This is a genomic window from Azospirillum brasilense, from assembly GCF_008365405.1.
GTDB classification, from domain to species: domain Bacteria; phylum Pseudomonadota; class Alphaproteobacteria; order Azospirillales; family Azospirillaceae; genus Azospirillum; species Azospirillum brasilense_D.
This window is the reverse complement of record NZ_QOKV01000001.1, coordinates 619,184-645,820: the sequence shown is the minus strand read 5'-3', so window position 1 is coordinate 645,820 and position 26,637 is coordinate 619,184. Positions and strand designations below refer to the sequence as shown.

General features: G+C 68.8%; 28 protein-coding genes, 1 other RNA gene and 1 pseudogene. 14 read left to right on the top strand and 16 right to left on the bottom strand.

Translation table 11 applies throughout. The features are described from left to right. Positions 1–3 precede the first annotated feature (3 nt). The 11 genes and pseudogenes from ybgC to DS837_RS03055 form a co-directional block, all read right to left on the bottom strand. Positions 4–489 carry a tol-pal system-associated acyl-CoA thioesterase gene (gene ybgC / locus DS837_RS03100; RefSeq protein ID WP_149163362.1) on the bottom strand — a complete coding sequence of 162 codons (486 nt, stop codon included), beginning with the start codon at positions 487–489 and terminating at the stop codon, positions 4–6. Beyond that, positions 482–1,573, bottom strand: coding sequence for a Holliday junction branch migration DNA helicase RuvB (gene ruvB / locus DS837_RS03095; protein WP_149163361.1), 1,092 nt, complete (start codon positions 1,571–1,573; stop codon positions 482–484). Before ruvB ends, ybgC begins: the two co-directional genes overlap by 8 nt. Beyond that, positions 1,570–2,196, bottom strand: a complete 627-nt coding sequence (gene ruvA, locus DS837_RS03090; RefSeq protein ID WP_145626103.1) for a Holliday junction branch migration protein RuvA — start codon at positions 2,194–2,196, stop codon at positions 1,570–1,572. The genes ruvB and ruvA overlap by 4 nt, the downstream gene beginning before the upstream one ends. Next, the gene (locus DS837_RS32520) at positions 2,193–2,741 is read right to left on the bottom strand and encodes an endonuclease domain-containing protein (protein ID WP_247889756.1); all 549 of its coding nucleotides are present in this window, start codon (positions 2,739–2,741) and stop codon (positions 2,193–2,195) included. Before DS837_RS32520 ends, ruvA begins: the two co-directional genes overlap by 4 nt. Beyond that, positions 2,724–3,260: pseudogene (gene ruvC / locus DS837_RS32515) on the bottom strand (crossover junction endodeoxyribonuclease RuvC); the annotation flags it as partial. The gene DS837_RS32520 and the pseudogene ruvC, both read right to left, overlap by 18 nt. A 29-nt stretch (positions 3,261–3,289) precedes the next feature. Beyond that, complete coding sequence (locus DS837_RS03080) at positions 3,290–4,042, bottom strand: YebC/PmpR family DNA-binding transcriptional regulator (RefSeq protein ID WP_014240508.1); 753 nt, start codon at positions 4,040–4,042, stop codon at positions 3,290–3,292. A gap of 200 nt (positions 4,043–4,242) precedes the next feature. After that, entirely contained in the window at positions 4,243–5,064 is an 822-nt protein-coding gene (locus DS837_RS03075) for a TIGR00282 family metallophosphoesterase (RefSeq protein WP_149163359.1), read from the bottom strand. 12 nt (positions 5,065–5,076) lie between these two features. After that, positions 5,077–5,670 carry a 5-formyltetrahydrofolate cyclo-ligase gene (locus DS837_RS03070; protein WP_149163358.1) on the bottom strand — a complete coding sequence of 198 codons (594 nt, stop codon included), beginning with the start codon at positions 5,668–5,670 and terminating at the stop codon, positions 5,077–5,079. A gap of 39 nt (positions 5,671–5,709) precedes the next feature. Further along, a non-coding RNA gene (gene ssrS / locus DS837_RS03065) (6S RNA) lies at positions 5,710–5,869 on the bottom strand. Positions 5,870–5,882: 13 nt separating this feature from the next. Further along, positions 5,883–6,197, bottom strand: coding sequence for a cell division protein ZapA (locus DS837_RS03060; protein ID WP_149163357.1), 315 nt, complete (start codon positions 6,195–6,197; stop codon positions 5,883–5,885). Between the two features lie 3 nt (positions 6,198–6,200). After that, positions 6,201–6,425, bottom strand: a complete 225-nt coding sequence (locus DS837_RS03055; protein ID WP_038527192.1) for a hypothetical protein — start codon at positions 6,423–6,425, stop codon at positions 6,201–6,203. 345 nt (positions 6,426–6,770) lie between these two features. On the opposite strand from DS837_RS03055, the gene tkt reads away from it, so the two are divergent. Next, a complete protein-coding gene (tkt, locus tag DS837_RS03050; protein ID WP_149163356.1) occupies positions 6,771–8,783 on the top strand; it encodes a transketolase in 2,013 nt (670 codons plus the stop codon). 144 nt (positions 8,784–8,927) lie between these two features. Next, positions 8,928–9,935 carry a type I glyceraldehyde-3-phosphate dehydrogenase gene (gene gap / locus DS837_RS03045; RefSeq protein ID WP_109469277.1) on the top strand — a complete coding sequence of 336 codons (1,008 nt, stop codon included), beginning with the start codon at positions 8,928–8,930 and terminating at the stop codon, positions 9,933–9,935. Positions 9,936–10,037: 102 nt separating this feature from the next. On the opposite strand, the gene DS837_RS03040 is transcribed toward gap, so the two are convergent. Next, a complete protein-coding gene (locus DS837_RS03040) occupies positions 10,038–10,382 on the bottom strand; it encodes a type II toxin-antitoxin system HicB family antitoxin (RefSeq protein ID WP_149163355.1) in 345 nt (114 codons plus the stop codon). A gap of 118 nt (positions 10,383–10,500) precedes the next feature. Between DS837_RS03040 and DS837_RS03035 the strand changes: the two genes are divergently transcribed. The 7 genes from DS837_RS03035 to DS837_RS03005 all read left to right on the top strand — a co-directional run bounded on the left by DS837_RS03035 (position 10,501) and on the right by DS837_RS03005 (position 16,728). After that, positions 10,501–10,944 carry a hypothetical protein gene (locus DS837_RS03035; protein ID WP_149163354.1) on the top strand — a complete coding sequence of 148 codons (444 nt, stop codon included), beginning with the start codon at positions 10,501–10,503 and terminating at the stop codon, positions 10,942–10,944. An 86-nt stretch (positions 10,945–11,030) separates the two neighbouring features. After that, positions 11,031–11,276, top strand: a complete 246-nt coding sequence (locus DS837_RS03030) for a hypothetical protein (protein WP_149163353.1) — start codon at positions 11,031–11,033, stop codon at positions 11,274–11,276. 195 nt (positions 11,277–11,471) lie between these two features. Beyond that, positions 11,472–12,401, top strand: a complete 930-nt coding sequence (locus DS837_RS03025; RefSeq protein ID WP_149163352.1) for a class I fructose-bisphosphate aldolase — start codon at positions 11,472–11,474, stop codon at positions 12,399–12,401. 12 nt (positions 12,402–12,413) lie between these two features. Then, complete coding sequence (gene thiE, locus DS837_RS03020) at positions 12,414–13,052, top strand: thiamine phosphate synthase (protein WP_149163351.1); 639 nt, start codon at positions 12,414–12,416, stop codon at positions 13,050–13,052. Between the two features lie 19 nt (positions 13,053–13,071). Then, positions 13,072–13,878 carry a TSUP family transporter gene (locus DS837_RS03015; RefSeq protein ID WP_149163350.1) on the top strand — a complete coding sequence of 269 codons (807 nt, stop codon included), beginning with the start codon at positions 13,072–13,074 and terminating at the stop codon, positions 13,876–13,878. Between the two features lie 179 nt (positions 13,879–14,057). Beyond that, entirely contained in the window at positions 14,058–15,404 is a 1,347-nt protein-coding gene (locus tag DS837_RS03010; protein ID WP_149163349.1) for an OmpP1/FadL family transporter, read from the top strand. A 328-nt stretch (positions 15,405–15,732) separates the two neighbouring features. Then, complete coding sequence (locus DS837_RS03005; RefSeq protein WP_149163348.1) at positions 15,733–16,728, top strand: MDR family oxidoreductase; 996 nt, start codon at positions 15,733–15,735, stop codon at positions 16,726–16,728. A gap of 27 nt (positions 16,729–16,755) precedes the next feature. Here the strand turns inward: DS837_RS03005 and epmA are convergent, their stop codons facing one another. Next, entirely contained in the window at positions 16,756–17,820 is a 1,065-nt protein-coding gene (gene epmA, locus DS837_RS03000; protein ID WP_149163347.1) for an EF-P lysine aminoacylase EpmA, read from the bottom strand. Positions 17,821–17,987: 167 nt separating this feature from the next. Between epmA and efp the strand changes: the two genes are divergently transcribed. The 5 genes from efp (at position 17,988) to DS837_RS02975 (ending at position 23,182) form a co-directional block, all read left to right on the top strand. Further along, positions 17,988–18,554, top strand: coding sequence for an elongation factor P (efp, locus tag DS837_RS02995; RefSeq protein ID WP_014240821.1), 567 nt, complete (start codon positions 17,988–17,990; stop codon positions 18,552–18,554). Between the two features lie 91 nt (positions 18,555–18,645). Beyond that, the gene (locus DS837_RS02990; protein WP_109071271.1) at positions 18,646–19,491 is read left to right on the top strand and encodes an inositol monophosphatase family protein; all 846 of its coding nucleotides are present in this window, start codon (positions 18,646–18,648) and stop codon (positions 19,489–19,491) included. A gap of 179 nt (positions 19,492–19,670) precedes the next feature. Then, positions 19,671–20,444, top strand: coding sequence for an OmpA family protein (locus DS837_RS02985; RefSeq protein WP_149163346.1), 774 nt, complete (start codon positions 19,671–19,673; stop codon positions 20,442–20,444). Between the two features lie 54 nt (positions 20,445–20,498). Next, the gene (locus DS837_RS02980) at positions 20,499–21,686 is read left to right on the top strand and encodes a flagellar motor protein MotA (protein WP_149163345.1); all 1,188 of its coding nucleotides are present in this window, start codon (positions 20,499–20,501) and stop codon (positions 21,684–21,686) included. 176 nt (positions 21,687–21,862) lie between these two features. Continuing rightward, entirely contained in the window at positions 21,863–23,182 is a 1,320-nt protein-coding gene (locus DS837_RS02975) for a peptidoglycan -binding protein (RefSeq protein ID WP_149163344.1), read from the top strand. Positions 23,183–23,313: 131 nt separating this feature from the next. Here DS837_RS02975 and gcvPB read toward each other — a convergent pair whose 3' ends face one another. Genes gcvPB through gcvH form a run of 3 tightly spaced genes read right to left on the bottom strand, consistent with a single transcriptional unit; the run spans position 23,314 to position 26,607 of the window. Then, positions 23,314–24,891 (bottom strand): aminomethyl-transferring glycine dehydrogenase subunit GcvPB, encoded by a 1,578-nt coding sequence (gcvPB, locus tag DS837_RS02970; protein ID WP_149163343.1) that lies wholly within the window; start codon positions 24,889–24,891, stop codon positions 23,314–23,316. Next, positions 24,891–26,231 (bottom strand): aminomethyl-transferring glycine dehydrogenase subunit GcvPA, encoded by a 1,341-nt coding sequence (gene gcvPA, locus DS837_RS02965; protein WP_149163342.1) that lies wholly within the window; start codon positions 26,229–26,231, stop codon positions 24,891–24,893. The genes gcvPB and gcvPA overlap by 1 nt, the downstream gene beginning before the upstream one ends. 1 nt (position 26,232) lies before the next feature. Then, positions 26,233–26,607, bottom strand: coding sequence for a glycine cleavage system protein GcvH (gene gcvH / locus DS837_RS02960; protein ID WP_149163341.1), 375 nt, complete (start codon positions 26,605–26,607; stop codon positions 26,233–26,235). Positions 26,608–26,637 lie beyond the last annotated feature (30 nt).

The window sequence follows — 26,637 nt, the reverse complement described above, 5'->3', positions numbered from 1 at the left end:
CAGTCAGTCTCGCTTCTGCCTTTTGTACAAATCGATGAGCGCCTCGCGGACCGGCGCCGGAAGGCGCGCGGGACGTCCGGCCCGGTTACCGGCCAAATTGATCATCGCCAGCTGAATCACCGCCCGCGCGAGGTCACGGCCGTCGCGACGGGCAAGTTGTGCAACTGCGAAGGAGGCACCGCCGGTATCGGTGATTCGCGTCACCACTTCAAGCGTATCCTCGAGCTTCGCGGGAGCGACAAAATCGATCTCCGCCCGTCGTACCGCAAATGACACACCGTCGCTTTCGGCCAGCCCGGCGTTGGTGAATCCGGTCAGCCGCAGCATTTCCGTGCGCGCCCGCTCGAAGAAGCGCAGGTAGTTGGCGTGATAGACCAGCCCCCCGGCGTCCGTGTCCTCGTAGTAGACCCGCAAGCGCAGCCTGTGCTGCGCGTTCTCGTCAAACCAGCCCGAGAGATTTGGCTGCGGAGCCAGGGCGGTGTCAGACATCGCCGTCCTCCGGGTCCGGGTTGGCCTCCGACAGCCGGTCCAGCAGGTCGAACTGGCGGGTCGGCGCCGACGGCGGGTTGAGGCCCAGATAGCGGAAGCCCTGGTCGGTCAGCATGCGCCCGCGCGGGGTGCGCTGCAGGAAGCCCTGCTGGATCAGGTAGGGTTCCACCACCTCCTCCAGCACGTCGCGCTGCTCGCCGAGCGCGGCACCCAACGTGTCCACGCCCACCGGGCCGCCGTTGTAGTTGTTGGCGATGATGCCCAGATAGCGCCGGTCCATGCTGTCGAGGCCGAGCCGGTCGACCTCCAGCCGGGTCAGGGCGGCGTCGGCGATGCGCGCGTCCACCTCCGGCACGCCGGCCACCGAGGCGAAGTCGCGCACCCGGCGCAGCAGCCGCCCCGACACGCGCGGCGTCCCGCGCGACCGGTTGGCGATCTCCCGCGCCCCTTCCGGCGTGATCAGCATGTTGAACACGGCCGCGGCGCGGCGAACGATCAGCTCCAGCTCGTCCGGCTCGTAGAATTGCAGCCGCACGGGAATGCCGAACCGCTCGCGCAGGGGGCGCGTGATCAGGCCGGAACGCGTGGTGGCGCCGACCAGCGTGAAGGGTGGCAGGTCGATCCGGATGGACCGCGCCGACGGGCCTTCGCCGATGATGAGGTCGAGCTGGAAATCCTCCATCGCGGGATACAGCACCTCTTCCACGGCGGGATTAAGGCGATGAATCTCGTCGATGAAGAGGACGTCGTGCGGCTGCAGGTTGGTCAGCAGGGCGGCGAGGTCGCCGGCCCGCGCGATGACCGGGCCGGAGGTGGCGCGGAAGCCCACCCCCAGCTCGCGCGAGACGATCTGGGCGAGCGTCGTCTTGCCCAGGCCCGGCGGCCCGAACAGCAGCACATGGTCCAGAGCCTCCCCGCGCGCGCGGGCGGCCTGGATGAAGATCGACAGGTTCTCGCGCGCCTGCCGCTGGCCGATGAACTCGGCGAGCGAGAGCGGGCGGATCGAGGCTTCGCCGGAGTCGCCGGCGCCCCGGCCCGGCTGCACCAGCCGGTCGGGATCGGTGCCGTTCTGGTCGGCGGTCATTGGCTGAGTTCCTTAAGGCCATGGCGGATCAGCTCCGACACGCCGGCCCCGTCGCCCAGCTTGCGCCCGGCGGCCACGACGGCGCCGAACGCCTCCGACCGCCCGTAGCCGAGGTTGACGAGGGCCGAAACGGCGTCCGCCATGACCATGTTGTCGGGGCCGCCCGCCGGCGCCGCCTTGCCGCCCGCCGCCGGAGCGGCGGAGGCCGAGGCGCCGAGGGTGAGGTTGCCCACCTTGTCCTTCAACTCGTTGACGATGCGCGCGGCCACCTTCGGCCCCACGCCGTCGGCGCGGGTGAGCGCCGTCTTATCCTGCGCCGCGATGGCGCGGGTGAGCTGGTCGGGGTCCAGCACACCGAGGATCGACAGGGCAAGGCGCGAGCCGACGCCCTGGATGGTGGTCAGCAGCCGGAACCAGTCGCGCTCGCCGGCATCGGCGAAGCCATAGAGGGTGATCCGGTCGTCGCGGATGAAGGTCTCCACGACCAGCGCCCGCCGCTCCCCCACCGCCATGCGCGACAGCGTGCGGTTGGAGCAGGCGACCTGGTAGCCGACCCCGTTGACGTCCACCACCACCCAGTCGGTCCCGACCGAATCCACGACACCGGTGAGCTTGGCGATCATGCGCTTTCATCCCCGTTTCCCCTCTCCCGCCCCGGGAGAGGGTGGCCCGAAGGGCCGGGTGAGGGTGCCGCCGCAGAGACTGGCCGACGCACCACCGTGGTTTCTTCCAGGCGCGCTTTGATCGTGCTCAGCACGCCCTCCAAATTGTCGTTCACGTCGTTGTTCCAGAAGCGGAGCACGCGAAAGCCCGCCTGTTCCAGCAAGCGGGAGCGCCGCATGTCCTGTTCGGCACGGTCGGCGTGCTGGCCGCCATCCAACTCGACGATCAGGCGGTGATCGTGGGAAATGAAATCGACCGTGTAACCGAATATGGCCTCTTGCCGCCGGAATTTCGCCCCGAGTTGGCCATTGCGGAGCCGCTGCCACAGGACTTTTTCCACATCGGTGGAATCGCGTCGCAGGATGCGCGCGCGTTCGGTTTCCTGCGGTGTCGGGTAGCGCTTCGCTTGTTTGGCGGGGTCGAGCAACGCAAGACCCTCACCCGGCCCTTCGGGCCACCCTCTCCCGGGGCGGGAGAGGGATTGATCGCCCCCCCGCCGCCACATCTGCCAGCTTGAGCGGTGATGCGCGTGGCAGATCGCCACGGCCAGGGCGTCCGCGGCGTCCGGCGTGGTGATCGCGCAGCCGGGAAGCAGCAGACGCACCATGGCCTGCACCTGAGTCTTGTCGGCCCGGCCCTGCCCCACCACGGCCTTCTTGACCATGTTGTTGGCGTATTCCGCCACCGACAGCCCGGCCAGAGCCGGGACCAGCAGGGCCACCGCCCGCGCCTGCCCCAGCTTCAGCGTGGAGACCGCGTTGCTGTTGACGAAGGTCTCCTCCACCGCCGCCTCGTCGGGGCGGTAGCGCTCCAGCACCTCGGTCAGAGCCTCGTGGAGCTGGCACAGCCGTTCGGCCAGCGGACGGCCGTCCTCGGAATGGACGGCGCCGTCCGCCACGTGGGTCAGCCGGTTGCCGGACACGTCGATGACGCCCCAGCCGGTGTGGCGGAGGCCGGGGTCCAGCCCCAACAGGCGTACGGGCGGCTGTTGCGCCGCCCCGCTCCTTCCGGCCTGCCCAAGCACCCCGGTTCCCTCCGCTCAGCAGCCTGAAATCAGGCCGTCAGCTTCTGCATCAGCTCGTCGGAGATGTCGAAGTTGCCTTCGACGGTCTGGACGTCGTCGTTGTCCTCCAGCACGTCCAGCAGCTTCATCAGGCTGGCGGCGGCGTCCTCGGACGGGGCGACGGTGTTCAGCGGCTTCCAGGTCAGGCGCGCGCTCTCCGCACCGCCGAACTTGGCCTCCAGCGCGTCGCGCACGATCGCGAAATTCTCCACCGTGGTGGTGACCTCGTGACCGTTCTCGTCGGACGCCACGTCCTCGGCACCGGCTTCCAGAGCCACCTCGAACACGGCGTCCGCCGCCGCAGCCGCCGCCGGGTAGTAGATCGCGCCGACGCGGCTGAACATGAAGCTGACCGAGTTCGTCTCGCCCAGCGAGCCGCCATACTTGGTGAAGGCGGAGCGCACTTCCGACGCCGTGCGGTTGCGGTTGTCGGTCAGCGCCTCGACGATCAGCGCGACGCCGCCGGGGCCGTAGCCCTCGTACCGCACCTCGTCGTAGTTCGCGTCGTCGCCACCGCCGGGCGTGCCCTGCTTGATCGCGCGGTCGATGCGGTCGCGCGGCATGTTCTGCACGCGGGCCGCGGTGATCGCGGCGCGCAGGCGCGGGTTGGCCGCCGGGTCCGGGAGGCCGCCCTTGGCCGCCACGGTGATCTCGCGGGCGAGCTTGTTGAAGATCTTTGACCGCTTGGCGTCCTGCGCGCCTTTGCGGTGCATGATGTTCTTGAATTGGCTATGACCGGCCATGCGTCGAACGAGCCCCAGATGGATTCAAAGAGACAAGGTCTTGTGAAACAGATTGGTAAGCGGTGGGACACATGTACCAGCCTTTGTGCGCCACCGCACGCCTTCGGCGCCGGAGACGACACCTACCCATATAGAAAGTCAATATGGCAGTATTGGGGCGCCCCTTTTGGGCCCTGCGGGACCCGAGCCGGTGATGTCGCTCAGCCCCGCACCGGCACGGACTGGCTCAGCCGGCCGCCCAGCCGCAGCGGCTGGATGCTGGTGGCGAGGCCGGTGCGGTCGTCCGTCTCGACGTAGCAGCCGCAGACGGTGGCCTCGCCTTCCGCCGGGCTCAGCCGCTCGGTCGGCAGCTTGCGGATGATCTTGGCCATGGCGACCTCCTTCTTCATGCCGATGGCGCTGTCGTAGTCGCCGCACATGCCGGCGTCGGTCAGATAGGCCGTACCGCCCTTCATCACCACATGGTCCGCCGTCGGGACGTGGCTGTGCGTGCCGACCACCAGCGAGGCGCGGCCGTCGCAGAAATGGCCCATGATCATCTTCTCGCTGGTCGCCTCGCCATGGACGTCGACCAGGATGGCGTCGGCGCCGTTGGGGCCCAGCCGGTGGGCGCGCAGCACCCGGTCCACCGCGGCGAAGGGGTCGTCCATCGGGTCCATGAACAGGCGCAGCATCACGTTCATGACCAGCACCTTGCGCCCGCCCCGCGCCTGCAGCAGCACGAAGCCGCGCCCCGGCGTGCCTTCCGGGTAGTTCAGCGGACGGATGATGCGCGGCTGCTGGTCGATCGCCGCCACCAGCTCCTTCTGGTCCCAGGAATGGTTGCCCAGCGTCACCACGTCCACGCCGGCCGCGAAGAACTCCTCGGCGATCTTCACGGTGATGCCGAAGCCGCCGGCGGCGTTCTCGCCGTTCACCACGGTCAGGTCGGGGTCGAGCCGGTCGCGCAGCATCGGCATGTGCGCGATCACCGCGTCGCGTCCCGACCGCCCCACCACGTCGCCCAGAAACAAAAGCCGCATCGTCCCCAACCTTCACTGCGTAAAGCGGAGCGTCTCGCGCTCCGTCAGAATCCAATCGAGCCGCTCGTCGTGCGCCCCGTGGGGCACCGCGTCCATCTCCTGTGCGGCGAAGGCCATCCCGACCGCCAGGACGGGACGGATCGCGCGCAGGGCGTCCAGCGTCCGGTCGTAATAGCCGGCGCCGTAACCCAGCCGATGCCCGCTGCGGTCGAAGGCCAGCATCGGCACCAGAAGCACCGCCGGCACCACCTCGGACCGGTCAGCGCCCGGCTCCTGGATGCCGTAGCGGCCGGCGTCCAGCGGCAGCGCCGGGTCCCAGTCGCGGAAGGTCAACGCCTGCCCGCGCGGTCCGGACACCGGAAGCGCGATGGAGCGCCCGCCCGTCCTAAGATGGAGCAGCAGAGGCCGGACGTCGAGTTCCGAACCGAGCGGCCAATAACCGGCAACCGGTCCGTCGGCGATGAACCCCGGCCGAACCAACTCCTCCAGGAAGCGGTCGCGCAGAGCATCCGCGGCAAAAGCGCGCATCTGGTCGTCGCTGAGGGAATCGCGCCGGGCGCGCGCCTGGGCTCGGGCGGCGTCCTTGGCCGCGCGCGGGTCGGTCATCGTCGCCTGGAAACGTCGGGGAAAATCACGGGAGAGGCGGAAGGTGCCGCCTTGGCCGTTGGCATTGCTTATCCTCCATGACCTGCAGAGCAGGTGGGCGCCGTGTACCCGGACCACGGTCCGGACAGGGACAGCTCCCGAGAGTCTAAGATTATCGGCCCTGGGGATTATTGCGACCTGACGAACCAGGCAGCGACCTTCCAAGAACTAACTTAGGCGCGCTCGAGCCGCGCGGCAACCTCTTCGATGCGCAAAGCGACATTGTCCACGGCGGCGGCCACCTCGGCCTCGTTCACGGTGGACAGAGGGGCGAGGCCGCGGCCCGCCATCACGTCCTGCATCTCGTCGGCCATGACGATGGCGGTCAGGATGAGCATCTGCGCCTCCGACCCGGATTTTCCGCCGCCGGTCACCTGCTTCAGCTTGGCGTCCACGAAGGCGGCCAGTTCACGCAGGCGCGATTCCTGCCCATCCTCGCAGAAGACGCGGTAGGCGCGCCCGTTCACCTCGAATTCCACCTGGGCCATGGCTCAATTCTCCAGAACCGCTTCGAGACGGCCGATCGCCGCCTCCAGACGCTTCGACACGGTTTCCGCATTCTCCTGGGCGCGCGCCTGTTCGATGCGGGCCTCGCGCAGGGACTCGCTCAGTTCCTGCTCGCGCTTGGCCACCCGTTCCTCGCGGGCACACGCGGCATGCTCCAGACGATCCACGGCCTTGGAGAGGCGGTCGAGCGCGGCTTTCAGGGAATCCATGGGCGGGGAACCTTGACGGACGGATGGACGGCGAACGGGGCAGCAGTTCGCACATGCATAATTCGCACATGCATAAAATGCCGAGCGCTACAGTTGGGCCGACCACCCCACGCCGTCAACCGGAATTACGCCGCGGATTGCGGTGGAGACGGTGCCCCCAAAATGCGTGGAAAGCCGGGCCGCCATCCCCATTCCCGTGTTGACCTGCGCACATGGCTTCTGCATGGTGCGCGCGTCCTGCGGGAACCCCTGGTTTCCCGCCCAATCGGTGTTGCCCGACCCCGTTCGGCCCGCTCCGTTCGCTGCCCGCCTGCCCACGGGAACATTCTTCAGGAACCCTGCCCGATGTCCGCTGCTTCCGCCGCCACCCCGCCCGCCCCCATCACCACCATGGCGAACGCCATCCGCGCGCTGTCCATGGACGCGGTGGAGGCCGCGAAGTCCGGCCACCCCGGCATGCCGATGGGCATGGCCGACGTGGCCACGGTGCTGTTCACGCGCTTCCTGAAGTTCAATCCGAAGCAGCCGGCCTGGGCCGACCGCGACCGCTTCATCCTGTCGGCCGGCCACGGCTCGATGCTGATCTACTCGCTGGGCTACCTGACCGGCTATGAGCGGATGACCATCGACGAGCTGAAGCGCTTCCGCCAGCTCGGCAGCCTGACGCCGGGCCATCCCGAGGTCGATCCGTCGCTCGGCATCGAGATGACCACCGGTCCGCTGGGCCAGGGCGTGTCCACCGCCGTCGGCTTCGCCCTGGCGGAGCGCATCACCAACGCCCGCTTCGGCGACGACCTGATCAACCACTACACCTACGTCATCGCCTCGGACGGCGACCTGATGGAGGGCGTCAGCCACGAGGCCTGCTCGCTGGCCGGCCATCTCGGGCTGAACCGCCTGATCGTGCTGTGGGACGACAACCACATCTCCATCGACGGCTCGACCGACCTCAGCTTCACCGACGACACGCCGGCCCGCTTCCGCTCCTACGGCTGGAACACGGCGACCGTCGACGGCCACGATCCGGAGGCCGTCGCCAAGGCCATCGAGGCCGCGCAAACCTCCGACAAGCCGACGCTGATCGCCTGCCGCACCATCATCGGCAAGGGCGCCCCGAACAAGGCCAACACCCACGGCTGCCACGGCTCGCCGCTGGGCGCCGACGAGGTGGCCGCCACCCGCGAGAATCTCGGCTGGCCGCACGAAGCCTTCGTCGTTCCGCAGGACGTGCTGGACGCCTGGCGCGCCGCCGGCACCCGCGCCGACGCCGCCTACGCCGACTGGGCGCAGCGCGTCGCGGCGCTCGACCCCTCCGCCCGCAAGGTGTTCGAGGCGGCGATGGGCCACGGCGTCCCCGCCGGCCTCGACGAGCTGATCGGCGCCTTCAAGAAGAAGCTGTCCGAGGACAAGCCGAGCTGGGCGACCCGCGTCGCGTCGGGCAATGTGCTCGACGTCCTGGTCCCGGCGGTGCCGGAGATGATCGGCGGCTCCGCCGACCTGACCCCGTCGAACAACACCAAGGCGAAGAACACCGCCGACGTGAAGGGCCGCGGCGAGTTCAACGGCCGCTACGTCCGCTACGGCGTGCGCGAGCACGGCATGGCCACCGTCATGAACGGCATGGCGCTGCACGGCGGCGTCATCCCCTACGGCGGCACCTTCATGCAGTTCGCCGACTACTGCCGCCCGGCGATCCGCCTGGCCGCGCTGATGAAGCAGCGCTCGATCTTCGTGATGACCCACGACTCGATCGGCCTCGGCGAGGACGGCCCGACCCACCAGCCGGTGGAGCATCTGGCCGCGTTGCGCGCCATCCCCAACCTGCTGACCCTGCGCCCGGCCGACGCCGTGGAGACCGCGGAGTGCTGGCAGATCGCGCTGGAGCGCGTCAACGGCCCGTCCGTCCTGGCGCTGACCCGCCAGAACGTGCCGACCCTGCGCACCGAGCACGCGGCGGAGAATCGTTCCGCCCGCGGCGGCTACGTGATCCTGGAGGCCGAGGGCGAGCGCAAGGTGACGCTGCTCGCCACCGGCTCGGAAGTCTCGCTGGCCGCCGAGGCCCGCAAGGCGCTCCAGGCCGAGGGCATCGGTGCCGCCGTGGTGTCGATCCCGAGCTTCGAGCTGTTCGAGGCGCAGGACGACGCCTACAAGGCTTCCGTGCTCGGCAGCGGCGTCCGCGTCGCGGTCGAGGCCGCCGTCCGTCAGGGCTGGGACCGCTGGCTCGGCTATCCGGGCGCCACGGCCACCGCCTTCGTCGGCATGAGCGGCTTCGGCGAGTCGGCTCCCTATCAGGAACTCTACAAGCACTTCGGCATTACCGCCGAGGCCGTGGTCGCCGCGGCGAAGGCGCGCCTGTAAAAGAGCGAGCGTTCGCGGGATCGGGCTCCGGGCCGACGGTCCGGGGCTGACAATGACCGCCTCGGACCACACATCCGGGGCCGGGAGTTACCGCCCCAAGCCGTATGGTTCGGGGTCGGGGAATGCCAGACTGGAGGAAAAACAATGGCTGTTCGGGTAGCGATCAACGGTTTTGGCCGCATCGGCCGTCTGGTTCTGCGGGCCATCTACGAGAGCGGCCGCAACGACGTGGAGGTCGTGGCGATCAACGACCTGGCCGACCTCAAGGCCAACGCCCACCTGCTGAAATACGACAGCGTCCACGGCCGTTTCCCCGGCACCATCGAGACCCGCGACGGCGAGCTGATCGTCAACGGTCACTCGATCAAGGTCGTGCAGGAGCGTGACCCGGCCAAGCTGCCGTGGAAGGATCTGGGCATCCAGATCGCCATGGAATGCTCGGGCATCTTCACCAAGCGCGCCGACGCCGCCAAGCATCTGGAAGCGGGTGCCGAGAAGGTGCTGATCTCCGCCCCGGCCACCGACGAGGACATCACGGTGGTCTACGGCGTCAACCACGACCAGCTCAAGGCCGATCACCGCATCGTGTCGAACGCGTCGTGCACCACGAACTGCCTGGCTCCGGTGGCCTTCGTGCTGAACAACCTGATCGGCATCGAGAAGGGCTTCATGACGACGATCCACTCCTACACGGGGGATCAGCGCATCGTCGACACCAACCACAAGGACCTGCACCGCGCCCGCGCCGCGGCGCTGAACATGATCCCGACCTCGACCGGGGCGGCCAAGGCGGTGGGCAAGGTCCTGCCGGAGCTCAAGGGCAAGCTGGACGGCACCGCCATGCGCGTGCCGACGCCCAACGTCTCGGTGGTCGACTTCAAGTTCACCGCCAAGCGCGCCACGTCGGTGGAGGAGATCACCAAGGCGATCGCCGAGGCCGCCAACGGCCCGCTCAAGGGCATCCTGGGCGCCTACACCGAGGATCTGGTCTCCACCGACTTCAACCACGACCCGCACAGCTCGATCTTCGCGCTGAACGAGACCAAGGTCATCGACGGCAACTTCGTCCGCATCATGACCTGGTACGACAACGAGTGGGGCTTCTCCAACCGCATGAGCGACACCGCCGTCGCCATGGCCAACGCGAAGTAAGCCACCCGTGGCTTGCTGCCAAAGAGGAAGGGCGCCCGGAACGGGGCGCCCTTTTTCATGTCCGTCATTCAGTTCGCCGGTGTATTTCCCGCCGGAACGCGGTCACCCCGCCTTGACGGCGTTGATGCCCGTGGCTTGCGCCAGCTGGTCGGCGACCCAGGCGGCGACGCTCTTGCCCTCGCGCTCGGCGCAGGTGGCGATCGCACGGTGGAGCATCGGATTGACGCGGATGGCGAGCTTGCCCGAATAAGGCTGCTCGGTGTTGCCCGCCATGTCGCAGGCCATCGCCAGATAATCGTCCACGGCCTCGCGGAAGGCCCGGCGCAGTTCATCGACCGAGCGGCCGGTGAAGGTGATGCCGTCGCGCGTGTTGATGACGGCGCCGACGAAGATGCCGGCATCGTCGTCGAAATCGATCTGGGCCTTGTAGCCCTTATAGTCCATCATCGGCGGCGACCCCAGGGATGCGTGGGGTGGAAGGATAGCCTCGCCTCCGCCCCGGCGGTTTGACCTGCCTCAATTCCCGCCATGGGGATGGGGAAATGCCCACTCGGATTTTCCCGTCATGACCGCCGTGCCCGCGCACAGCCGCCCCATCCGCATCCATGGCCTGAGCGACGCCGACGCCGCCTGCGCCGTTGCGACGGACCTCGGCGCTCCCCTTCTGCTGGTCAGCGCACCCGGTGCAGCTGCCTCGGCCGGGGCCGGCTGGTTTCGCGAGGTGGTCGCCAGCGCCACCGCCCGGCACCCGTCGGTTGCGATGACGGCGGTGCTCGACTGCGCCGACCGGCCCGGCGACGCCCTGGGCGCACTGTCCGCCGGGATCGGTGCGATTCTGTTCACAGGACGGGCGGACGTCGCCGGACGGCTGGCCGACATCGCCGTACAGCGCGGTTCCCGCCTGCTGACGGCGCTTCCCCTGGCGCTCGACCTGCGCGGCGTCCGCGATCCCCGGCGCGCCTGCCGGGACTGGCTGAGCGGGCAAGTCGATGGCCATGTCACGGAATAGTCCCAAGGCGATACCGCTTTTTCCCCGAATCCGCACGATCAAAAGTGGTGTATGATGTTTTCATCATCACGATGCGGTACCACCCCATGACCACGACCACGCCTTTGCGGCCCCAGGCGGATGCCATTCCGTTAAAGGGTGAGGAATCGGCCCTGCTCCAGCCGGAAAGGCCGGACGGGCTTCCGCGCGGCTCGCGCTTTCCCGCACCGCATGTGGAGAAGATCCGCGGCGCCCGGTTGCTCGCCGTCTGGGCCGGTTTGGCCGCCGGCGCCTGGGTCGTGGCGGTGGGCGCCGGCTACGGCCTCTACGTCATCGTTCAATCCGTGCTGTGACATAAATCGGCTGACCGAAAACAGCTAGCCCGCGGCGGGCGCCTCACCCTTCGGCGATTTCCGGACCCGACCTCTCGGATAGGCCCTTTTGCCGCCGCGGCTGGCCGCATTACAACCCCTGCCGACGTTGCAAAGAATCCCGCGCTGGGCTATGAGGGCCGCATTTCCGACAGAAACCCCAAGGGGAAGAGCCAGATGAAGCTCACTCGTCGTGTTAAGGAAATTCTTGCGAACTACGAAAGCGACACCCCGGGCGTCAAGGCCAACCTTGCCCGCATTCTTATGGAAGGCAAGTTGGGCGGCACCGGCAAGCTGGTGATCCTCCCCGTCGACCAGGGCTTCGAGCACGGCCCGGCGCGCAGCTTCGCGCCGAACGAGCCGGGCTACGACCCGCATTACCATTACCAGCTTGCCATCGACGCCGGCTGCAACGCCTACGCCGCCCCGCTGGGCTCGCTGGAGGCCGGCGCCTCGACCTTCGCCGGCTCGATCCCGCTGATCCTCAAGATGAACAGCGCCAACAGCCTGTCGCGCCAGAAGGAGGACGCCGACCAGGCGGTGACCGCCTCGGTGCAGGACGCGCTGCGCCTCGGCTGCTCGGCGATCGGCTTCACGATCTACCCCGGCTCGGACGCCATGTACGACCAGTACGAGGAGATCCGCGAGCTGTCGAAGGAGGCCAAGTCGGTCGGCCTGCCCACCGTGCTGTGGTCTTACCCGCGCGGCGGCACCGTCTCCAAGGAGGGTGAACTGGCCATCGACGTGATCGGCTACGCCGCCCACATGGCCGCCCTGCTCGGCGCCCACATCATCAAGGTGAAGCTGCCGTCGGCTCATCTGGAGCAGGCGGAAGCCAAGAAGGTCTACGAGTCCAAGAACATCCCGATCGCCACCCAGGCCGACCGCGTCCGCCACATCATGCAGTGCGCCTTCAACGGCCGCCGCATCGTGGTCTTCTCGGGCGGCGCCACCAAGGGCGAGGACGCGGTGTTCGAGGATGCCCGCGCGATCCGCGACGGCGGCGGCAACGGCTCGATCATCGGCCGCAACGCCTTCCAGCGCCCCCGCGACGAAGCTTTGAAGCTGCTCGACCGGATCATGAAGATCTATCAGGGCAAAGAGTAAGGATCGCCTCGGGTGACCGAAACCGCCTGTCGGCTCTACCTCGTGACGCCGCCGGCCCTGGAGCCGGCGGCGTTCGCGCCGAAACTGACCGAAGCGCTGGACGCGGGCGATGTCGCCTGCGTCCAGTTGCGTTTGAAGGACTGCTCCGACGACGCCGTGCGCCGGGCCTGCGACGTTCTGCGCCCGATCGCCCAGGAGCGCGGGGTCGCCTTCATCCTGAACGACCATCCCGAACTGGCCCGCGAGACCGGCTGCGACGGCGTGCATGTCGGGCAGCAGGACACGCCCTACACCCAGGCGCGGCGGATCGTCGGCAACGACGCCATCGTCGGGGTGACCTGCCACGACAGCCGCCATCTCGCCATGGAAGCGGGCGAGGCCGGGGCCGATTACGTCGCCTTCGGCGCCTTCTTCCCCACCACCACCAAGGACGCGCAGTTCGCGGCGGAGCCGGAGCTGCTCCGGTGGTGGTCGGAGCTGATGGAGGTTCCCTGCGTCGCCATCGGCGGCATCACCCAGGAGAATTGCGGTCCGCTGGTGAGCGCCGGGGCTGATTTCCTGGCCGTGGTCGGCGCCGTGTGGAACCATCCCGATGGGCCGGGCGCCGCCGTGAAGGCGTTCAACGCCGCCATCGCCGCGGCCGAAGGGTGACGAAGGCCGCCGCCGCATCATGGACCTCCTTTCCATCGAGACGCTGACCGCGCTGTTCGCGGTCGGCCTTGTCGCGGGCTTCGTCGACGCCATCGCCGGGGGCGGCGGGCTTCTGACCCTCCCCGCCCTGCTCTGGGCCGGCCTGTCGCCCGCGCAGGCGCTGGCGACGAACAAGCTGCAATCCAGCTTCGGTTCACTCTCCGCCGCGGTGAAGTTCACCCGTGGCGGAGAGGTGAGGCCGCGCGACATGGCGGTGATGATCGGCTGCACCTTCGCCGGTTCCGCGGCGGGCGCCGTCATCGTCCAGATGATCGACCCGGGTTTCCTGCGCAACGTCATCCCGGTGCTGCTGATCGGCATCGCCATCTGGCTGCTCGTTTCCCCGAAGGCCGGCGAGATCGACGCGCAGCAACGCATCGGGGAGCGGGGTTTCGCCCTGCTCGCCGGAACGGGAATCGGCTTTTACGACGGCTTCTTCGGGCCGGGCACGGGGACCTTCTTCGCCATCGCCTTCGTCTCGCTGCTCGGCTTCAACCTGCGCAAGGCGACCGCCCACACGAAGGTGCTGAACTTCACCAGCAACATCGCCGCGTTGCTGTTCTTCCTGGCCGGCGGGCAGATCGCCTGGGTGGCCGGGTTGCTGATGGGGGTGGGCCAGATGATCGGCGCGCAGATCGGCGCGCACATGGTCATCCGCAACGGCGCCGCCATCGTGCGGCCGATGCTCGTCATCGCCTCCATCGCCATCACGGCGAAGCTGATCTGGACGGACGCCCAGGGTGTGATCGCCGCGGGCATGGCCATGGTCGCCGGCTGGCTGGGCTGAGCGCCCTCAACATCCCGATTTTCACACCCGCGGCGACTCGACCTCAGCGGGCATTCCCCTCCCCCATGCACACCTGCGGGCGCATGATTTGTTGGTCCAGCATTTTTTCAGTGGCCCCACTTTACGTTAACGTCAATGTGTGTATCATTGCGTCAAATAACGAAATTGGGGAGAAACGCATGTCCAATTGGTCTCTGAAGGGGAACCTGCTCGCCGCCGCCGCGGTCGTCGCCATTGCGGCCCCGCTGCCGGCCGGCGCCGCCGGCTATCTGCTGAAGGAGCAGAGCGCCTCGGGCCAGGGCACCTCCTTCGCGGGCGCCACCGCCAACGGCATGGGCGACGCCACCGGCCTGTTCTTCAACCCCGCGGCCCTGGGGACCATCGAGGGGAATCAGGCGGTCGGCGTGCTGAGCGGCGTGTTCCCGACCTCGAAGACCAGCAACGCCCGCGGCACCCGCGCCACGCGGCTGGGCGGCAGCACCATCCGGGGCACCTCCGACCCCGGCGACATCGGCATGGACGCGGTGATTCCATCGGGCTATCTGGCCTACACGGTGTCGCCGGACGTGAAGCTGGGCCTCGCCATCACCGCGCCCTGGGGCCTGTCCACCGACTATCCGGAAAGCTGGACCGGCCGTTACCACGGCATCCATTCCAGCCTGCTGACGATCAACATCTCCCCGACCGTGTCCTACCGGTTGATGCCGGACCTGACCATCGCCGGCGGCCTGCAGTTCCAGTACGCCAAGGCGCGGCTGAGCCAAGCCGTGGATTTCGGCTCGATCCTGGCGGCCACGGGGGTTCCCATCGCGCCGGGCTCGCGCGACGGTGTGGGCGAGGTGAAGGGCGACGACTGGGGCGTCGGCGTCACCGCCGGCATGCTGTACGAGCCGGCCAAGGGCACCCGTTTCGGCGTCTCCTACCGCTCCTCCGTCTCCCATGAGTTGGACGGCGATTCGAAGTTCGAGGGCGTTCCCGCCGTGCCGGCGCTGCAGGCCAGCTTCGCCAATTCGCCGGTGCGGGCGAAGGTCGCCACGCCGGACATCATTTCCTTCGGCGCCTATCATGAGCTGACCAGTTCCTTCGCCGTGATGGCCGACGCGCAGTGGACCAACTGGTCGCGCTTCAAGGAGTTGCGCATCCGCTACCGCAACCCGCTGCGCACCGACACCGTGACCGACGAGAACTGGGACGACTCCTGGTTCTTTGCTCTGGGCGCCGCCTACAAGTGGGACGAGAAGCTCACCCTGCGCTTCGGCGTGGCCTATGACCAGACCCCGGTCAGCGACCAGTACCGCACGCCGCGCATTCCGGACGAGGACCGTTACTGGGTGTCGATCGGCGCCGGCTACCAGGTCACGGACAGCATCCGTACCGACATCGGCTACAGCCACATCTTCGCCAACAAGGCCAAGATGGACCTGCGCGACAACCTGACGGGCAGCGACGCCTTCCGCGGCAATCTGTCCGCCGACTACAAGGCCCATGTGGACGTGATCGCGCTCCAGACCAAGATCACCTTCTGATCTGGAGGCTCGCAAGCGTGCTTATCCCTCTCCCGCCCCGGGAGAGGGTGGCGCCGAAGGCGCCTTTCGCGCTGGCTGAAAGCCAGCGCTGACGGCGACAGGCGGATGCCCATGGCATCCGCTGAGAGCCGGGTGAGGGTCGCACAAGGATCGGCAACTTATTCTTGGCCGCACCCTCACCCTTCCCACGCCTTCGGCGTGGGCCCCTTCCCTCTCCCGGGGCGGGAGAGGGGAACGTGACGCCCTTTCCATCCCAACGCCTTGTCCATCGCCGCGTCCGTGCTAGGCTTTCCCCCAATCAAGAACCCGATCCGGGAGAGGAATCCGCATGGCCGACACCTTCACCGCCTTCGTCATCGAGGACGCCGACGGCAAGCCCAAGGGGGGCTTCAAGCCGCTGAGCCTGACCGACCTTCCGGACCATGACGTGCTGGTCGAGGTCGCCTATTCCACCCTGAACTACAAGGACGGCCTCGCCGTCTCCGGCAAGGGCCGGATCGCCCGCAAACTGCCGATGGTCGCCGGCATCGACCTCGCTGGCACCGTCGTGGAATCGCGCTCCGCCGACTGGAAGGCCGGGGATAAAGTGATTGTCAATGGCTGGGGCCTGTCGGAAACCCAGTGGGGCGGCTACAGCCGGTTCCAGCGCGTGAAGCCGGAATGGCTGACCCGCCTGCCCGACGTCTTCTCGCCGGAGGAGGCGATGGGCATCGGCACCGCCGGCTACACCGCCGCGCTGTGCGTGGATGCGCTGGAGCGGTGGGGCACGATCCAGCCCGGCGGCAAGGAGGTGCTGGTCACCGGAGCGGCCGGCGGCGTCGGTTCCGTCGCGGTCGCCCTGCTCGCCAAGGCCGGCTATCCGGTCACCGCCTCGACCGGACGGCCCGAGACCCATGAGTATCTGTCCGGCCTGGGCGCCACCGGCTTCATCGACCGCGCCGCCCTTCAGGAGAAAGGCCCGCCGCTCCAGAAGGAGCGCTGGGCCGGCGGCGTCGATTCGGTGGGCGGCATCACGCTGGTCAACGCCCTGTCGCAGACCGTCTGGGGCGGCGCCATCGCCGCCTGCGGGCTGGCGGGCAGCGCCGACCTGCCCGGAACGGTCCTGCCGCACATCCTGCGCAGCGTCGCGCTGATCGGCGTCGATTCGGTCGCCGCCCCGGCGGAACGGCGCGAACGCGCCTGGGCGCGGCTGGCCCGCGATCTCGACAAGGACCACCTGAAGGCCATGTACAGGGTGGAGCCGATGTCGAAGCTGCCGGAACTGGCCGGCCAGATCCTTGCCGGGCAGGTGCGCGGCCGCGTGGTGATCGACGTCACCGCCTGAGGACGCCGACACCGGTGGCGGACGGACTCAGCCCCCCGCCACCGGCAGCCACAGCACCTCGTCGATGCGCTCCGCCCCGCTGCACAGCATGACCAGCCGATCGAAGCCCAGCGCGATGCCGCTGCACTCCGGCATGCCGTGCTCCAGCGCCGCCAGGAAGTCCTCGTCCACCGGGAAGCGGTCGCCGTAGATGCGTTCCTTCAGGTCCATGTCGGCCTCGAAGCGGGCGCGCTGGGCGCGGGCGTCGGTCAACTCACCGAAAGCGTTGGCGAGTTCCAGGCCGCAGGCGTACAGCTCGAACCGCTCGGCCAGCCGCGGGTCCTCGGGCTTGGGGCGCGACAGGGCGGCCATGCAGACGGGATAGTCGGTCAGCACGCAGGGCACGCCCGCGCCCAGATGCGGCTCGATCCGGTCGAACATGATGCGGAAGACGATGTCCTCCCAGCGGTCGCCGTCGTGCGGGGCGATGCCGATGGCCCGCGCCATGGCGGCCAGCGGGGCCGGGTCGGGGTCGTGACTGCCGTCGAAGGTCTCCAGCAGGTCGATCCCGGCATAGTCCCGGAAGGCGTCCTGCACGGTCAGCACCCGCCACTCCTTGAAGGGATCGCAGGTCATGCCGCGAAAGTCGAATCGCGTCCGCCCGGCGGCGACGGCGGCCTCGCGGACCAGATCCTCGCAATCGCGGATCAGCGTCCGGTAGCCCTCCCCCGCCCGGTACCATTCGAGCATGGAGAATTCCGGCGCGTGGGTGGCCGACCGCTCGCCGTTCCGGAAGACGTGGGCGATCTGGTAGATGCGCGGCAGCCCGGCCACCAGCAGCTTCTTCATGGCGAATTCGGGGCTGGTGTGCAGGTGCAGCCGCAGCCGGTCGTCGGGGTGCGGTCCCACCAGATCCGTCGCGAAGGCCTGGAGATGCGGCTCCATCCCCGGCGAGACCTGGAGCGCCGGGGTGTCCACCTCCAGGAAGGCGTTCTCCTCGAAGAAGCGGCGGACGGCGCCGAGCACGCGGCCACGCACGGCCAGATGGGGGCGGCGGCGGGCGAAGGTCTCGGGAGCCCAGGACGGAGAATGGGCGGGCGTGACGGGGGACATGACGGCCTTCCCTGACGGAGCGATGACGCTGCTTAGCAGAGTGGCAACGGCGGCGAAAACGGACAAAGAAGGCGCAGAACGCTGAATGAGCCCCACCCGGCGTTGCCACCGGCCCGGCAAGCTGCTAGGTTCCGCGCCGCCTGTCTCCTGGAAATCACGAGTATGTCATGAAGGTCAACGCCAACACGATGCGTCCCGGCCATGTGCTGGAGCATAACGGTAAGCTCTGGGTCATCACGAAGACCGCTATCGTCCAGCCCGGCAAGGGCGGCGCCTTCATCCAGCTTGAAATGAAGGATGTGCGCACCGGCAACAAGTCGATCGAGCGCTTCCGCACCCAGGAGACGGTCGAGCGCGCCCGCCTGGACGAGCACGAGATGACCTTCCTGTTCGCCGAAGGCGACAGCTACACCTTCATGGACAAGGAAAGCTACGAGCAGACCGCCATCCCCGGCGAGATCATCGGCGACCAGAAGGTGTTCCTGCAGGACGGCATGGAAGTCACCGTGCAGTCCTTCGAAGGCGCGCCGCTCGGCGTCGAGATCCCCGGCAAGGTCACCCTGCAGATCACCGAAGCCGACCCGGTGGTGAAGGGCCAGACGGCCTCCTCCTCCTACAAGCCGGCGAAGCTGGAGAACGGCGTGTCGATCCTGGTGCCGCCGCACATCGAGTCGGGCACCCGCGTCGTCGTCGACACCCAGACCGGCGAGTATGTCGAGCGCGCCAAGGACTGACCGTCCTGACTGATTTTCTGCGCACCGGCTCTCGCTTCAGGCGGGGGCCGGTGTATTCTTTTTCCGGTTCCGCACGAGATAAAGCACGCCCATGGCCACCCGCTCCGCCCTTATCAACGTGATGGTCCGCGCCGCCGAAAAGGCGGCCCGCGGCCTTGTCCGCGACTTCGGCGAGGTCGAGCACCTCCAGGTGTCGCGCAAGGGCCCGGCGGACTTCGTGTCCGCCGCCGACATGAAGGCGGAAAAGCTGCTGCGCGAAGAGCTGCAGAAGGCCCGCCCGGATTTCGGCTTCCTCATGGAGGAGACGGGCGCCAGCAAGGGCAGCGACCCGACCGCCCGCTGGATCGTCGATCCGCTGGACGGCACCACCAACTTCCTGCACGGCATCCCGCACTGGGCGATCTCCATCGCCGCGGAGAAGAACGGCGAGATCGTCGCCGGTGTCGTGTACGAGCCGGTGCACGACCAGATGTTCTGGGCCGAGAAGGGCCAGGGCGCCTTCCTGAACCACCAGCGCCTGCGCGTGTCGGAGCGCCGCAACCTCGCCGACGCGGTGATCGCCACTGGCATCCCCTTCAAGGGCCGCGGCGACCATGCCGGCTTCCTGGTGGAGGCCGAGGCCCTGATGAAGGAAGTCGCGGGCATCCGCCGCTTCGGCGCCGCCTCGCTCGACCTCGCCTACGTCGCGGCGGGCCGCTACGACGGCTATTGGGAGCGTGGCCTCGCCCCCTGGGACGCTGCGGCCGGCCAGCTTCTGGTCACCGAGGCCGGCGGCTTCGTCGGTGAGATCGGCGGCGGGCGCAACCCGGTGTTCGGCGGCACGATCCTGGCGGCCAACGCCCATTTCCATCTGCCGATCGCCAAGATCCTGCGCGGTGCGACGGAACGCAAGGTGCGCTCCGCTCCCGCCGGGGCGGCGGACGCCGGTCAGGGCTGACCTCCGGCCGAGCCATAAGCCCTTCATGACGTTGGGGTAGCAAGGGCCGCGCTTTGGTGGGGAAACACGCCGCGCGGCCCAAAGGGCGTTGTCCCTACACCGATCGAAGGGCTATGGTACCAACGCTTTTCCGTGTCACTGGGAACAACGCGCTGGTCACCATGAGGATTGTCGGACGCATGAGCGGTTCTCCAAACGCCCCCGTCGGGCGGCAGGTCCCGTTGCGCGTCCTCCCCGCCGCCGCGGTCGTGGCGCTGTCCCTGGCCGTGACCGCCTGCTCCTCGTCTGGCACCGCGCCGACGACGACCAGCGCTTCCGCTCCGGCCCCGGCCAACACCGCCAATGCGGGTGGCCTGACGCTGGAGAACGCGCAGCCGCTGCCGATCCCGCCGCGGCCCGACATCTTCCCCCCGCCGGCCCCGCCGGCTCCGCCCGTCTTCAAGGCCCCGACCCTGATGACGGCGCCGGATCTGCCGCAGATTTCGATCGGTCCCACGCCGCCACCACCGGCCCTGCCGGAAGGCGCGCCGCCGGTCCCGGCGTCCAACCGCCCGGCGGCACCTCCGCCGCCCGACCGGACGCAGACCGCCGCCCTGCCCCCGCCGACTCCGAGAGCGCCCGCAGCGCCCGCCCTGCCCCGGATGGAACCGCTGACCGTGCTGTTCAACGGTACGGCCACCGCCGTTCCCGAACCGGCCCAGGCGCGGCTTGAAACCATCGCGGAGCGTATGAACGCCAACCCGCAGCTTCGAATCCAAATCCGCTCCTACGCCAGCGGCACACCGGAGACGGCGCGCGAGGCTCGGCAGCTGTCGCTGGCCCGCGCCCTGGCCGTCCGCGAGCGGCTGGGGACCGCCGGCATCGCCAGCACGCGCGTCGACATCCGCGCCCTGGGCATGGAGGCGGCCGGTGGCGCGCCGGACCGGCTGGACGTGGAGTTCCTGAACCAGTGATCTGCCCTCTGTAACCCGTACCGACGCCTGCCCTTCCCCTGGACGAGAGTGCCCATGGCCGCCATCGCCCCGTCGTCCCACCCTCTTGAGGAGCCTTCCCCGATGACGCGCCCGGAGCGCTTCCTGACACGGATGATCCTCTTCCTGGTGGCCGTGGGAAGCGTGACGGCGTTGCTGTTCCCGGCCCTGCGCGCCGCCTTCATGAACAACCCGGCGCTGAACGGGCTGATCCTCGGCACGCTGCTCGCCGGCATCCTGTTCATCTTCCGCCAAGTGCTGATGCTGCGGCCCGAGGTGGCGTGGCTGGAGCATTTCCAGTCCGGCAACCCGGCCGTCGCCGCGCCGGAACCGGTGCTGCTCGCCCCGATGGCGCGCATGCTGCGGGAACGGCGCGGCCGGCTGACCCTGTCGGCGCTGTCCATGCGCTCGCTGCTCGACGGCATCGCCTCGCGGCTGGACGAGTCGCGGGAGCTGTCGCGCTACCTGATCGGGTTGCTGATCTTCCTCGGCCTGCTCGGCACCTTCTGGGGCCTGCTGCACACGGTGCAGTCGGTCGGCTCGGTCATCGGCGGGCTGTCGGTGCAGGGCGGCGACGTCGGGGCGATGTTCAGCAACCTCCAGCACGGGCTGGAGGCGCCGCTGACCGGCATGGGCACGGCCTTCAGCTCCTCGCTGTTCGGTCTGGCGGGCTCGCTGGTGCTGGGCTTCCTGGAGCTTCAGGCCAGCCAGGCGCACAACCGCTTCTTCCAGGACGTCGAAGACTGGCTGTCCGGTGCCACCCGCCTTTCCAGCGGGGCCGGCGGCGGCCTGGAGACCGGCGACCAGTCGATGCCGGCCTATCTGACGGCGCTCCTCGAGCAGACGGCGGAGAACCTCGACTCGCTTCAGCGCACCGTCGCCACCGCCGAGGAGGGCCGTCGGTCGGCCAACGCCAACCTGATGGCCCTGACCGAGCGGTTGAGCACGCTGACCGACCAGATGCGCGCCGAGCAGCAGCTTCTCCTGCGGCTCGGCGAGAGCCAGCTGGAGATGAAGGGGCTGCTCGACCGGCTGTCCGACGCGGCGGTCGGCGGCTTCGACGACGCCTCGCGCCAGCATCTGCGCAACATGGACATCTACCTCGCCCGCATGGTCGAGGAGTCGTCCACCGGCCGGGTCCAGGCGGTGCAGGAGATTCGCAGCGAGATCAAGCTGCTGGCCCGCACCATCGCCGCCCTGGCCGAGGAATCGGAACAGCGCTGATCATTCTTCCCTCTCCCGTCCCGGGAGAGGGTGGCCGCAAAGCGGCCGGGTGAGGGTACAGGCAAGGATCAGCGCCTCCTCCGTGCCCGCACCCGCACCCTCCCGCCGCCTTGCGGCGGGCCCCTCCCTCTCCCGAGGCGGGAGAGGGGTTGCAATCGCCGGAGGGACACCCCGCCATGCCCAGCATCAGCCGCCGCAACGGCCACCGCGAGGCCAGCGCATGGCCCGGATGGGTGGACGCGCTGTCGTCCCTCGTCATGGTGGTCATCTTCCTGCTGATGATCTTCGTCGTCGCCCAGTTCTACATGGCGACCGCCTTGACCGGGCGTGACGAGCAGCTCGGCAGCCTCAACCGCAAGGTGGCGGAGCTGAACGACCTGCTGGCGCTGGAACGGGACGCCAACGCCGACCTGCGCATCAACGTCGCCCAGCTCTCGGCGGAACTTCAAGGCTCCGTGGTGGCGAGGGACACCATGACCGGCCGCATCGCCACGCTGCAGGGCGACCTTGACCACGCCGCCCGCGCGGCGGAGGAGTTGCAGCGCACGATCCGCGCCGACAAGGAAACCATCGAGCTGAAGCTGGCCGAGGCCGCCAGCCTCCAGGCCGACCTGAAGGCGTTGCGCGAGGCCCGGACCAAGCTGGAGGGCGAACTCGCCGCCGCCGCCGCGCAGCAACGCCTGACCGAGGAGCAGCGCCAAGCCCTGCTGGCCGAGCTAGGCGGGGAGCGCGACCGTTCCAAGGCGCTGGAAACACGTCTCGCCTCGGCGGACGAGAAGACGATGCTCGCGCAGAAGGACATCGAGACGCGCGACATCCGCATCACCGAATTGATGGCCTCGCTGTCCGCCGAGCAGAGCGCAACCGGCAAGGCGAACGAGCAGGTCGACCTGCTGAACCGGCAGATGGCCGCCCTGCGCGAGCAGCTCGCCCGCATCGGTGCCGTGCTGGATATCTCGGAGAAGAAGGCGGAGGAGCAGCAGGTCCAGATCGCCGAACTCGGCTCGCGGCTGAATCAGGCCCTGGCCGCCAAGGTGCAGGACCTCGCCCGCTACCGCTCGGAGTTCTTCGGGCGCGTGCGCGAGACTCTGGGCAACCGGCCCGACGTGCGCATCGTCGGCGACCGCTTCGTCTTCCAGTCGGAGCTGCTGTTCCCCTCCGGCTCGGCGATGCTGGAGGAGGCCGGCAAGCAGAGGCTGGCGGAATTGGCGCGCACGCTGATCGAGATCGGCCGGACCATCCCGCCGGACATCAACTGGGTGCTGCGGGTGGACGGTCACACCGACGCGCGCCCGGTGCGCATCCAGTTCGCCTCGAACTGGGAGCTGTCGGCGGCGCGCGCGATCTCGGTGGTGAAGTATCTGATCGACCAGGGAATTCCGGCGGACCGGCTGGCCGCCGCCGGCTTCGGCGAGTACCAGCCGCTCGACCCCGGCACCAGCGACGAGGCGCTGGCGCGGAACCGGCGGATCGAGGTGAAGCTGGATCAGCGGTAAGGGGTTTGCCCCCACCCTAACCCTCCCCGCTGTGCAGGGGAGAGAACTCCGCCATCTCCGCAATCAATCCCTCCCCTGCGCAGCGGGGGAGGGAGGGACCCACGAAGTGGGAGGGTGGGGGCAAGTGCGCCCTACTCCGCCGCGACCGTCTCCGGCGCCACCGCCGGCGCCCAGCGCAGCACCGGCTTGCGCGCCGCGGCGGTTTCGTCCAGGCGGCGGCGCGGGGTCAGGCGCGGGGCACCCTGGAAATAGGCCACGTCGCCGGACTTGGCCCGCTCCGCCAGGGCGCGCAGGGCGGTGACGAACTGGTCCAGGCTGGCCTTCGACTCCGTCTCGGTCGGCTCGATCAGCAGAGCGCCATGCACGACCAGCGGGAAGTACATGGTCATCGGGTGGAAGCCCTCGTCGATCAGCGCCTTGGCGATGTCGAGCGTGGTCACCCCCGTGCCCTTCAGGAAGTGGTCGTCGAACAGGCATTCGTGCATGCACGGCCCCGCGAAGGAGGGCGTCATCACGTCCTGAAGGCGCGCCAGCAGGTAGTTTGCGTTCAGCACCGCGTCGTTCGCCACCTGCCGCAGCCCGTCGGCGCCGTGGCTCATCATGTAGGCGAGCGCGCGGACGAACATGCCCATCTGGCCGTGGAACGCCTTCATCCGCCCGAAGGCCGGGCCGTCGCCGGCCTGCTCGACCAGACGGAAGGCGCCGTCCTTGTCCTGCACCACGTAGGGCACCGGGACGAAGGGGGCCAGCGACTCCGCGAAGACCACCGGACCGGAGCCCGGACCGCCGCCGCCATGCGGGGTGGAGAAGGTCTTGTGCAGGTTGATGTGCATCACGTCGATGCCGAGGTCGGCCGGACGCACCCGCCCGACGATGGCGTTGAAGTTGGCACCGTCGCAGTAGAAATAGGCGCCCGCCGCGTGCACCGCCTCGGCGATGGTGATGATGTCGCGCTCGAACAGGCCGCAGGTGTTCGGGTTGGTCAGCATCAGGCCGGCGACGTCGGGGCCGAGCTTGGCCTTCAGCGCCTCCAGATCGACGCGCCCGTCCTCGGTCGCCGGGATCGCCTCGACCGCATAGCCGCAGGCGGCGGCGGTCGCCGGGTTGGTGCCGTGAGCGCTTTCCGGGACAAGGATCTTGGTGCGACCTTTATCCCCCTTGGCGTCATGGGCGGAGCGGATCGCCATGATGCCGCACATCTCGCCGTGCGCGCCCGCCGCCGGGGCCAGCGTCACCGCCGCCATGCCGGTCAGCGTGGCGAGCCAGCGGCCCAGCTCCGCCATCAGCTCCAGCGCGCCCTGCACCGTGCTTTCGGGCTGGAGCGGGTGCACGTCGGCGAAGCCCGGCAGCCGCGCCATCTTCTCGTTCAGGCGCGGGTTGTGCTTCATCGTGCAGGAGCCGAGCGGGTACAGGCCGCTGTCGATGGCGTAGTTCTTCTGCGACAGGCGGGTGTAGTGGCGGACCACCTGCGGTTCGGCGAGGCCCGGCAGGCCGATCCGGCCGCGCGGCTTCACCGCCCCCAGGCGCGAGCCCACCGCGGGGACCTCTGGCAGATCGACGCCGCAACGCCCGGCGCTGTCCTGTTCGAAGATCAGCGGCTCCTCGATCTGCAGGCCGCGGTTGCCGGTGACGGTCTGCGGAACGGCGCTGTCCGAATTCTGGATGCCCCCGGAAATATGAGTCGGGCGACCCTGGTTGTTCATGCTCATCACAGAACCTCGGCGAGGGCGGTGGCGAAGGCGTCCATGTCGGACTCGGTGTTGGTCTCGGTGGCGGCCACGATCAGCAGGTCGTCGAGCCCGCCGCCGAACAGGCGGGAGGCCGGAACGCCGCCCAGGATGCCGCGTTGCGCCAGCGCTTCGACCACCTCTGCCGCCGGCTTCGGCAGTTTCACGGTGAACTCGTTGAAGAAGCTGCCGTTGACGATCTCCACGCCCTTCACCGCGGCCAGCTTGTCGGCCAGCTGCACGGCCTTGCCGTGGTTGATCTCGGCGAGCCGGGTGAAGCCTTCCTCCCCCAGCAGGCTGAGATGGATGGAGAAGGCCAGCGCGCACAGGCCGGAGTTGGTGCAGATGTTCGAGGTCGCCTTCTCGCGGCGGATGTGCTGCTCACGCGTCGACAGCGTCAGCACGAAGCCGCGCCGCCCGTCGGCGTCCACCGTCTGGCCGCAGAGGCGGCCGGGCATCTGGCGGACCAGCTTCTCCTTCACCGCGAACAGCCCGACATAGGGACCGCCGAAGTTCAGCGCGTTGCCCAGCGACTGGCCTTCCGCCGCCACGATGTCGGCGCCCATGGCGCCCGGCGGGGTCAGCAGGCCGAGCGACACGGCCTCCGTCACCACGACGATCAGCAGGGCGCCCTTGGCCTGGCAGGCCTTGCCCAGTTCGGTGTAGTCGCGGACATGGCCGAACACGTCCGGGTTCTGCACGACGACGCAGGAGGTGTCGCCGTCGACCGCGGCCAGCAGGTCCTCGCCGCCGGTCGGAGCCGGCGGCATCACCACCGTCTCGAAGCCGATGAAGCGGGCGTCGGTCGTCGTGGTGTCGCGGTAATGCGGGTGCAGGCCGCCGGACAGCACGGCCTTCTTCCGGCGGGTGACGCGGTTCGCCATCATCACGGCTTCCGCGCAGGCGGTGGCGCCGTCGTACATGGAGGCGTTGGCGACGTCCATGCCGGTCAGCAGCGAGACCTGGGTCTGGAACTCGAACAGGACCTGCAGCGTGCCCTGGCTCACCTCCGGCTGGTACGGGGTGTAGGCGGTCAGGAACTCGCCGCGCTGGACCAGATGGTCCACCGTTGCCGGGATGTGGTGGCGGTAGGCACCGGCACCGAGAAAGCTCGGCACGCTGCCGGCGGGCAGGTTCTTCCCCGCCATCGCCGACAGGGCGCGATCGACCTCAAGCTCGCCCATATGGTTGGACAGCCCCTCGATCGGGCCGGAGAGGCGGGCCGCCTCGGGCACGTCGCGGAACAGCTCGTCCACCGACGGCACGCCGATGGCCTCCAGCATGGAGCGCCGGTCGGCCTCGGTCAGGGGCAGGTAACGCATCTCAGGCTTGCCCTTCCACGAAGGCCTTGTAGGCGGCTTCGTCCATCAGCGCGTCCAGCTCCGACGGGTTGCTGAGGCGCAGCTTGAAAAACCAGCCGGTGGTCTCGGCCCCGGCGTTCACCAGAGACGGGTCGTTCTCCAGATCGGCGTTGGCCTCGATCACCTCGCCGGAAACCGGGGCGAACACGTCGCTGGCGGCCTTCACCGACTCCACGACGGCGGCTTCCTTGCCCTGGACGAGCTGGCGGCCGACGTCCGGCAGCTCGACGAACACGACGTCGCCGAGCTGGTGCTGGGCGTGGTCGCTGACGCCGACGGTGCCGACATCGCCCTCGACGCGGACCCACTCATGGTCCTTGGTGTACTTGATGGTCATGGTTGTCCCCTGTTCGCTCGGTGTTTGTTT

Coding starts and splice junctions, on each gene's coding strand:
- DS837_RS03030 (WP_149163353.1), top strand. CDS start 11,031: ATGACCACGACCACGCCTTTGCGGCCCCAGGCGGATGCCATTCCGTTA.
- gcvH (WP_149163341.1), bottom strand. CDS start 26,607: ATGACCATCAAGTACACCAAGGACCATGAGTGGGTCCGCGTCGAGGGC.
- DS837_RS03010 (WP_149163349.1), top strand. CDS start 14,058: ATGTCCAATTGGTCTCTGAAGGGGAACCTGCTCGCCGCCGCCGCGGTC.
- DS837_RS02980 (WP_149163345.1), top strand. CDS start 20,499: ATGGCCGCCATCGCCCCGTCGTCCCACCCTCTTGAGGAGCCTTCCCCG.
- DS837_RS02990 (WP_109071271.1), top strand. CDS start 18,646: ATGGCCACCCGCTCCGCCCTTATCAACGTGATGGTCCGCGCCGCCGAA.
- DS837_RS02985 (WP_149163346.1), top strand. CDS start 19,671: ATGAGCGGTTCTCCAAACGCCCCCGTCGGGCGGCAGGTCCCGTTGCGC.
- DS837_RS03060 (WP_149163357.1), bottom strand. CDS start 6,197: ATGGCCCAGGTGGAATTCGAGGTGAACGGGCGCGCCTACCGCGTCTTC.
- DS837_RS03055 (WP_038527192.1), bottom strand. CDS start 6,425: ATGGATTCCCTGAAAGCCGCGCTCGACCGCCTCTCCAAGGCCGTGGAT.
- DS837_RS03070 (WP_149163358.1), bottom strand. CDS start 5,670: ATGACCGACCCGCGCGCGGCCAAGGACGCCGCCCGAGCCCAGGCGCGC.
- efp (WP_014240821.1), top strand. CDS start 17,988: ATGAAGGTCAACGCCAACACGATGCGTCCCGGCCATGTGCTGGAGCAT.
- tkt (WP_149163356.1), top strand. CDS start 6,771: ATGTCCGCTGCTTCCGCCGCCACCCCGCCCGCCCCCATCACCACCATG.
- DS837_RS03015 (WP_149163350.1), top strand. CDS start 13,072: ATGGACCTCCTTTCCATCGAGACGCTGACCGCGCTGTTCGCGGTCGGC.
- epmA (WP_149163347.1), bottom strand. CDS start 17,820: ATGTCCCCCGTCACGCCCGCCCATTCTCCGTCCTGGGCTCCCGAGACC.
- ybgC (WP_149163362.1), bottom strand. CDS start 489: ATGTCTGACACCGCCCTGGCTCCGCAGCCAAATCTCTCGGGCTGGTTT.
- gcvPA (WP_149163342.1), bottom strand. CDS start 26,231: ATGCGTTACCTGCCCCTGACCGAGGCCGACCGGCGCTCCATGCTGGAG.
- ruvB (WP_149163361.1), bottom strand. CDS start 1,573: ATGACCGCCGACCAGAACGGCACCGATCCCGACCGGCTGGTGCAGCCG.
- DS837_RS03080 (WP_014240508.1), bottom strand. CDS start 4,042: ATGGCCGGTCATAGCCAATTCAAGAACATCATGCACCGCAAAGGCGCG.
- DS837_RS03075 (WP_149163359.1), bottom strand. CDS start 5,064: ATGCGGCTTTTGTTTCTGGGCGACGTGGTGGGGCGGTCGGGACGCGAC.
- DS837_RS03025 (WP_149163352.1), top strand. CDS start 11,472: ATGAAGCTCACTCGTCGTGTTAAGGAAATTCTTGCGAACTACGAAAGC.
- DS837_RS03040 (WP_149163355.1), bottom strand. CDS start 10,382: ATGATGGACTATAAGGGCTACAAGGCCCAGATCGATTTCGACGACGAT.
- DS837_RS02975 (WP_149163344.1), top strand. CDS start 21,863: ATGCCCAGCATCAGCCGCCGCAACGGCCACCGCGAGGCCAGCGCATGG.
- DS837_RS32520 (WP_247889756.1), bottom strand. CDS start 2,741: ATGTGGCGGCGGGGGGGCGATCAATCCCTCTCCCGCCCCGGGAGAGGG.
- DS837_RS03005 (WP_149163348.1), top strand. CDS start 15,733: ATGGCCGACACCTTCACCGCCTTCGTCATCGAGGACGCCGACGGCAAG.
- gcvPB (WP_149163343.1), bottom strand. CDS start 24,891: ATGAGCATGAACAACCAGGGTCGCCCGACTCATATTTCCGGGGGCATC.
- ruvA (WP_145626103.1), bottom strand. CDS start 2,196: ATGATCGCCAAGCTCACCGGTGTCGTGGATTCGGTCGGGACCGACTGG.
- gap (WP_109469277.1), top strand. CDS start 8,928: ATGGCTGTTCGGGTAGCGATCAACGGTTTTGGCCGCATCGGCCGTCTG.
- DS837_RS03035 (WP_149163354.1), top strand. CDS start 10,501: ATGACCGCCGTGCCCGCGCACAGCCGCCCCATCCGCATCCATGGCCTG.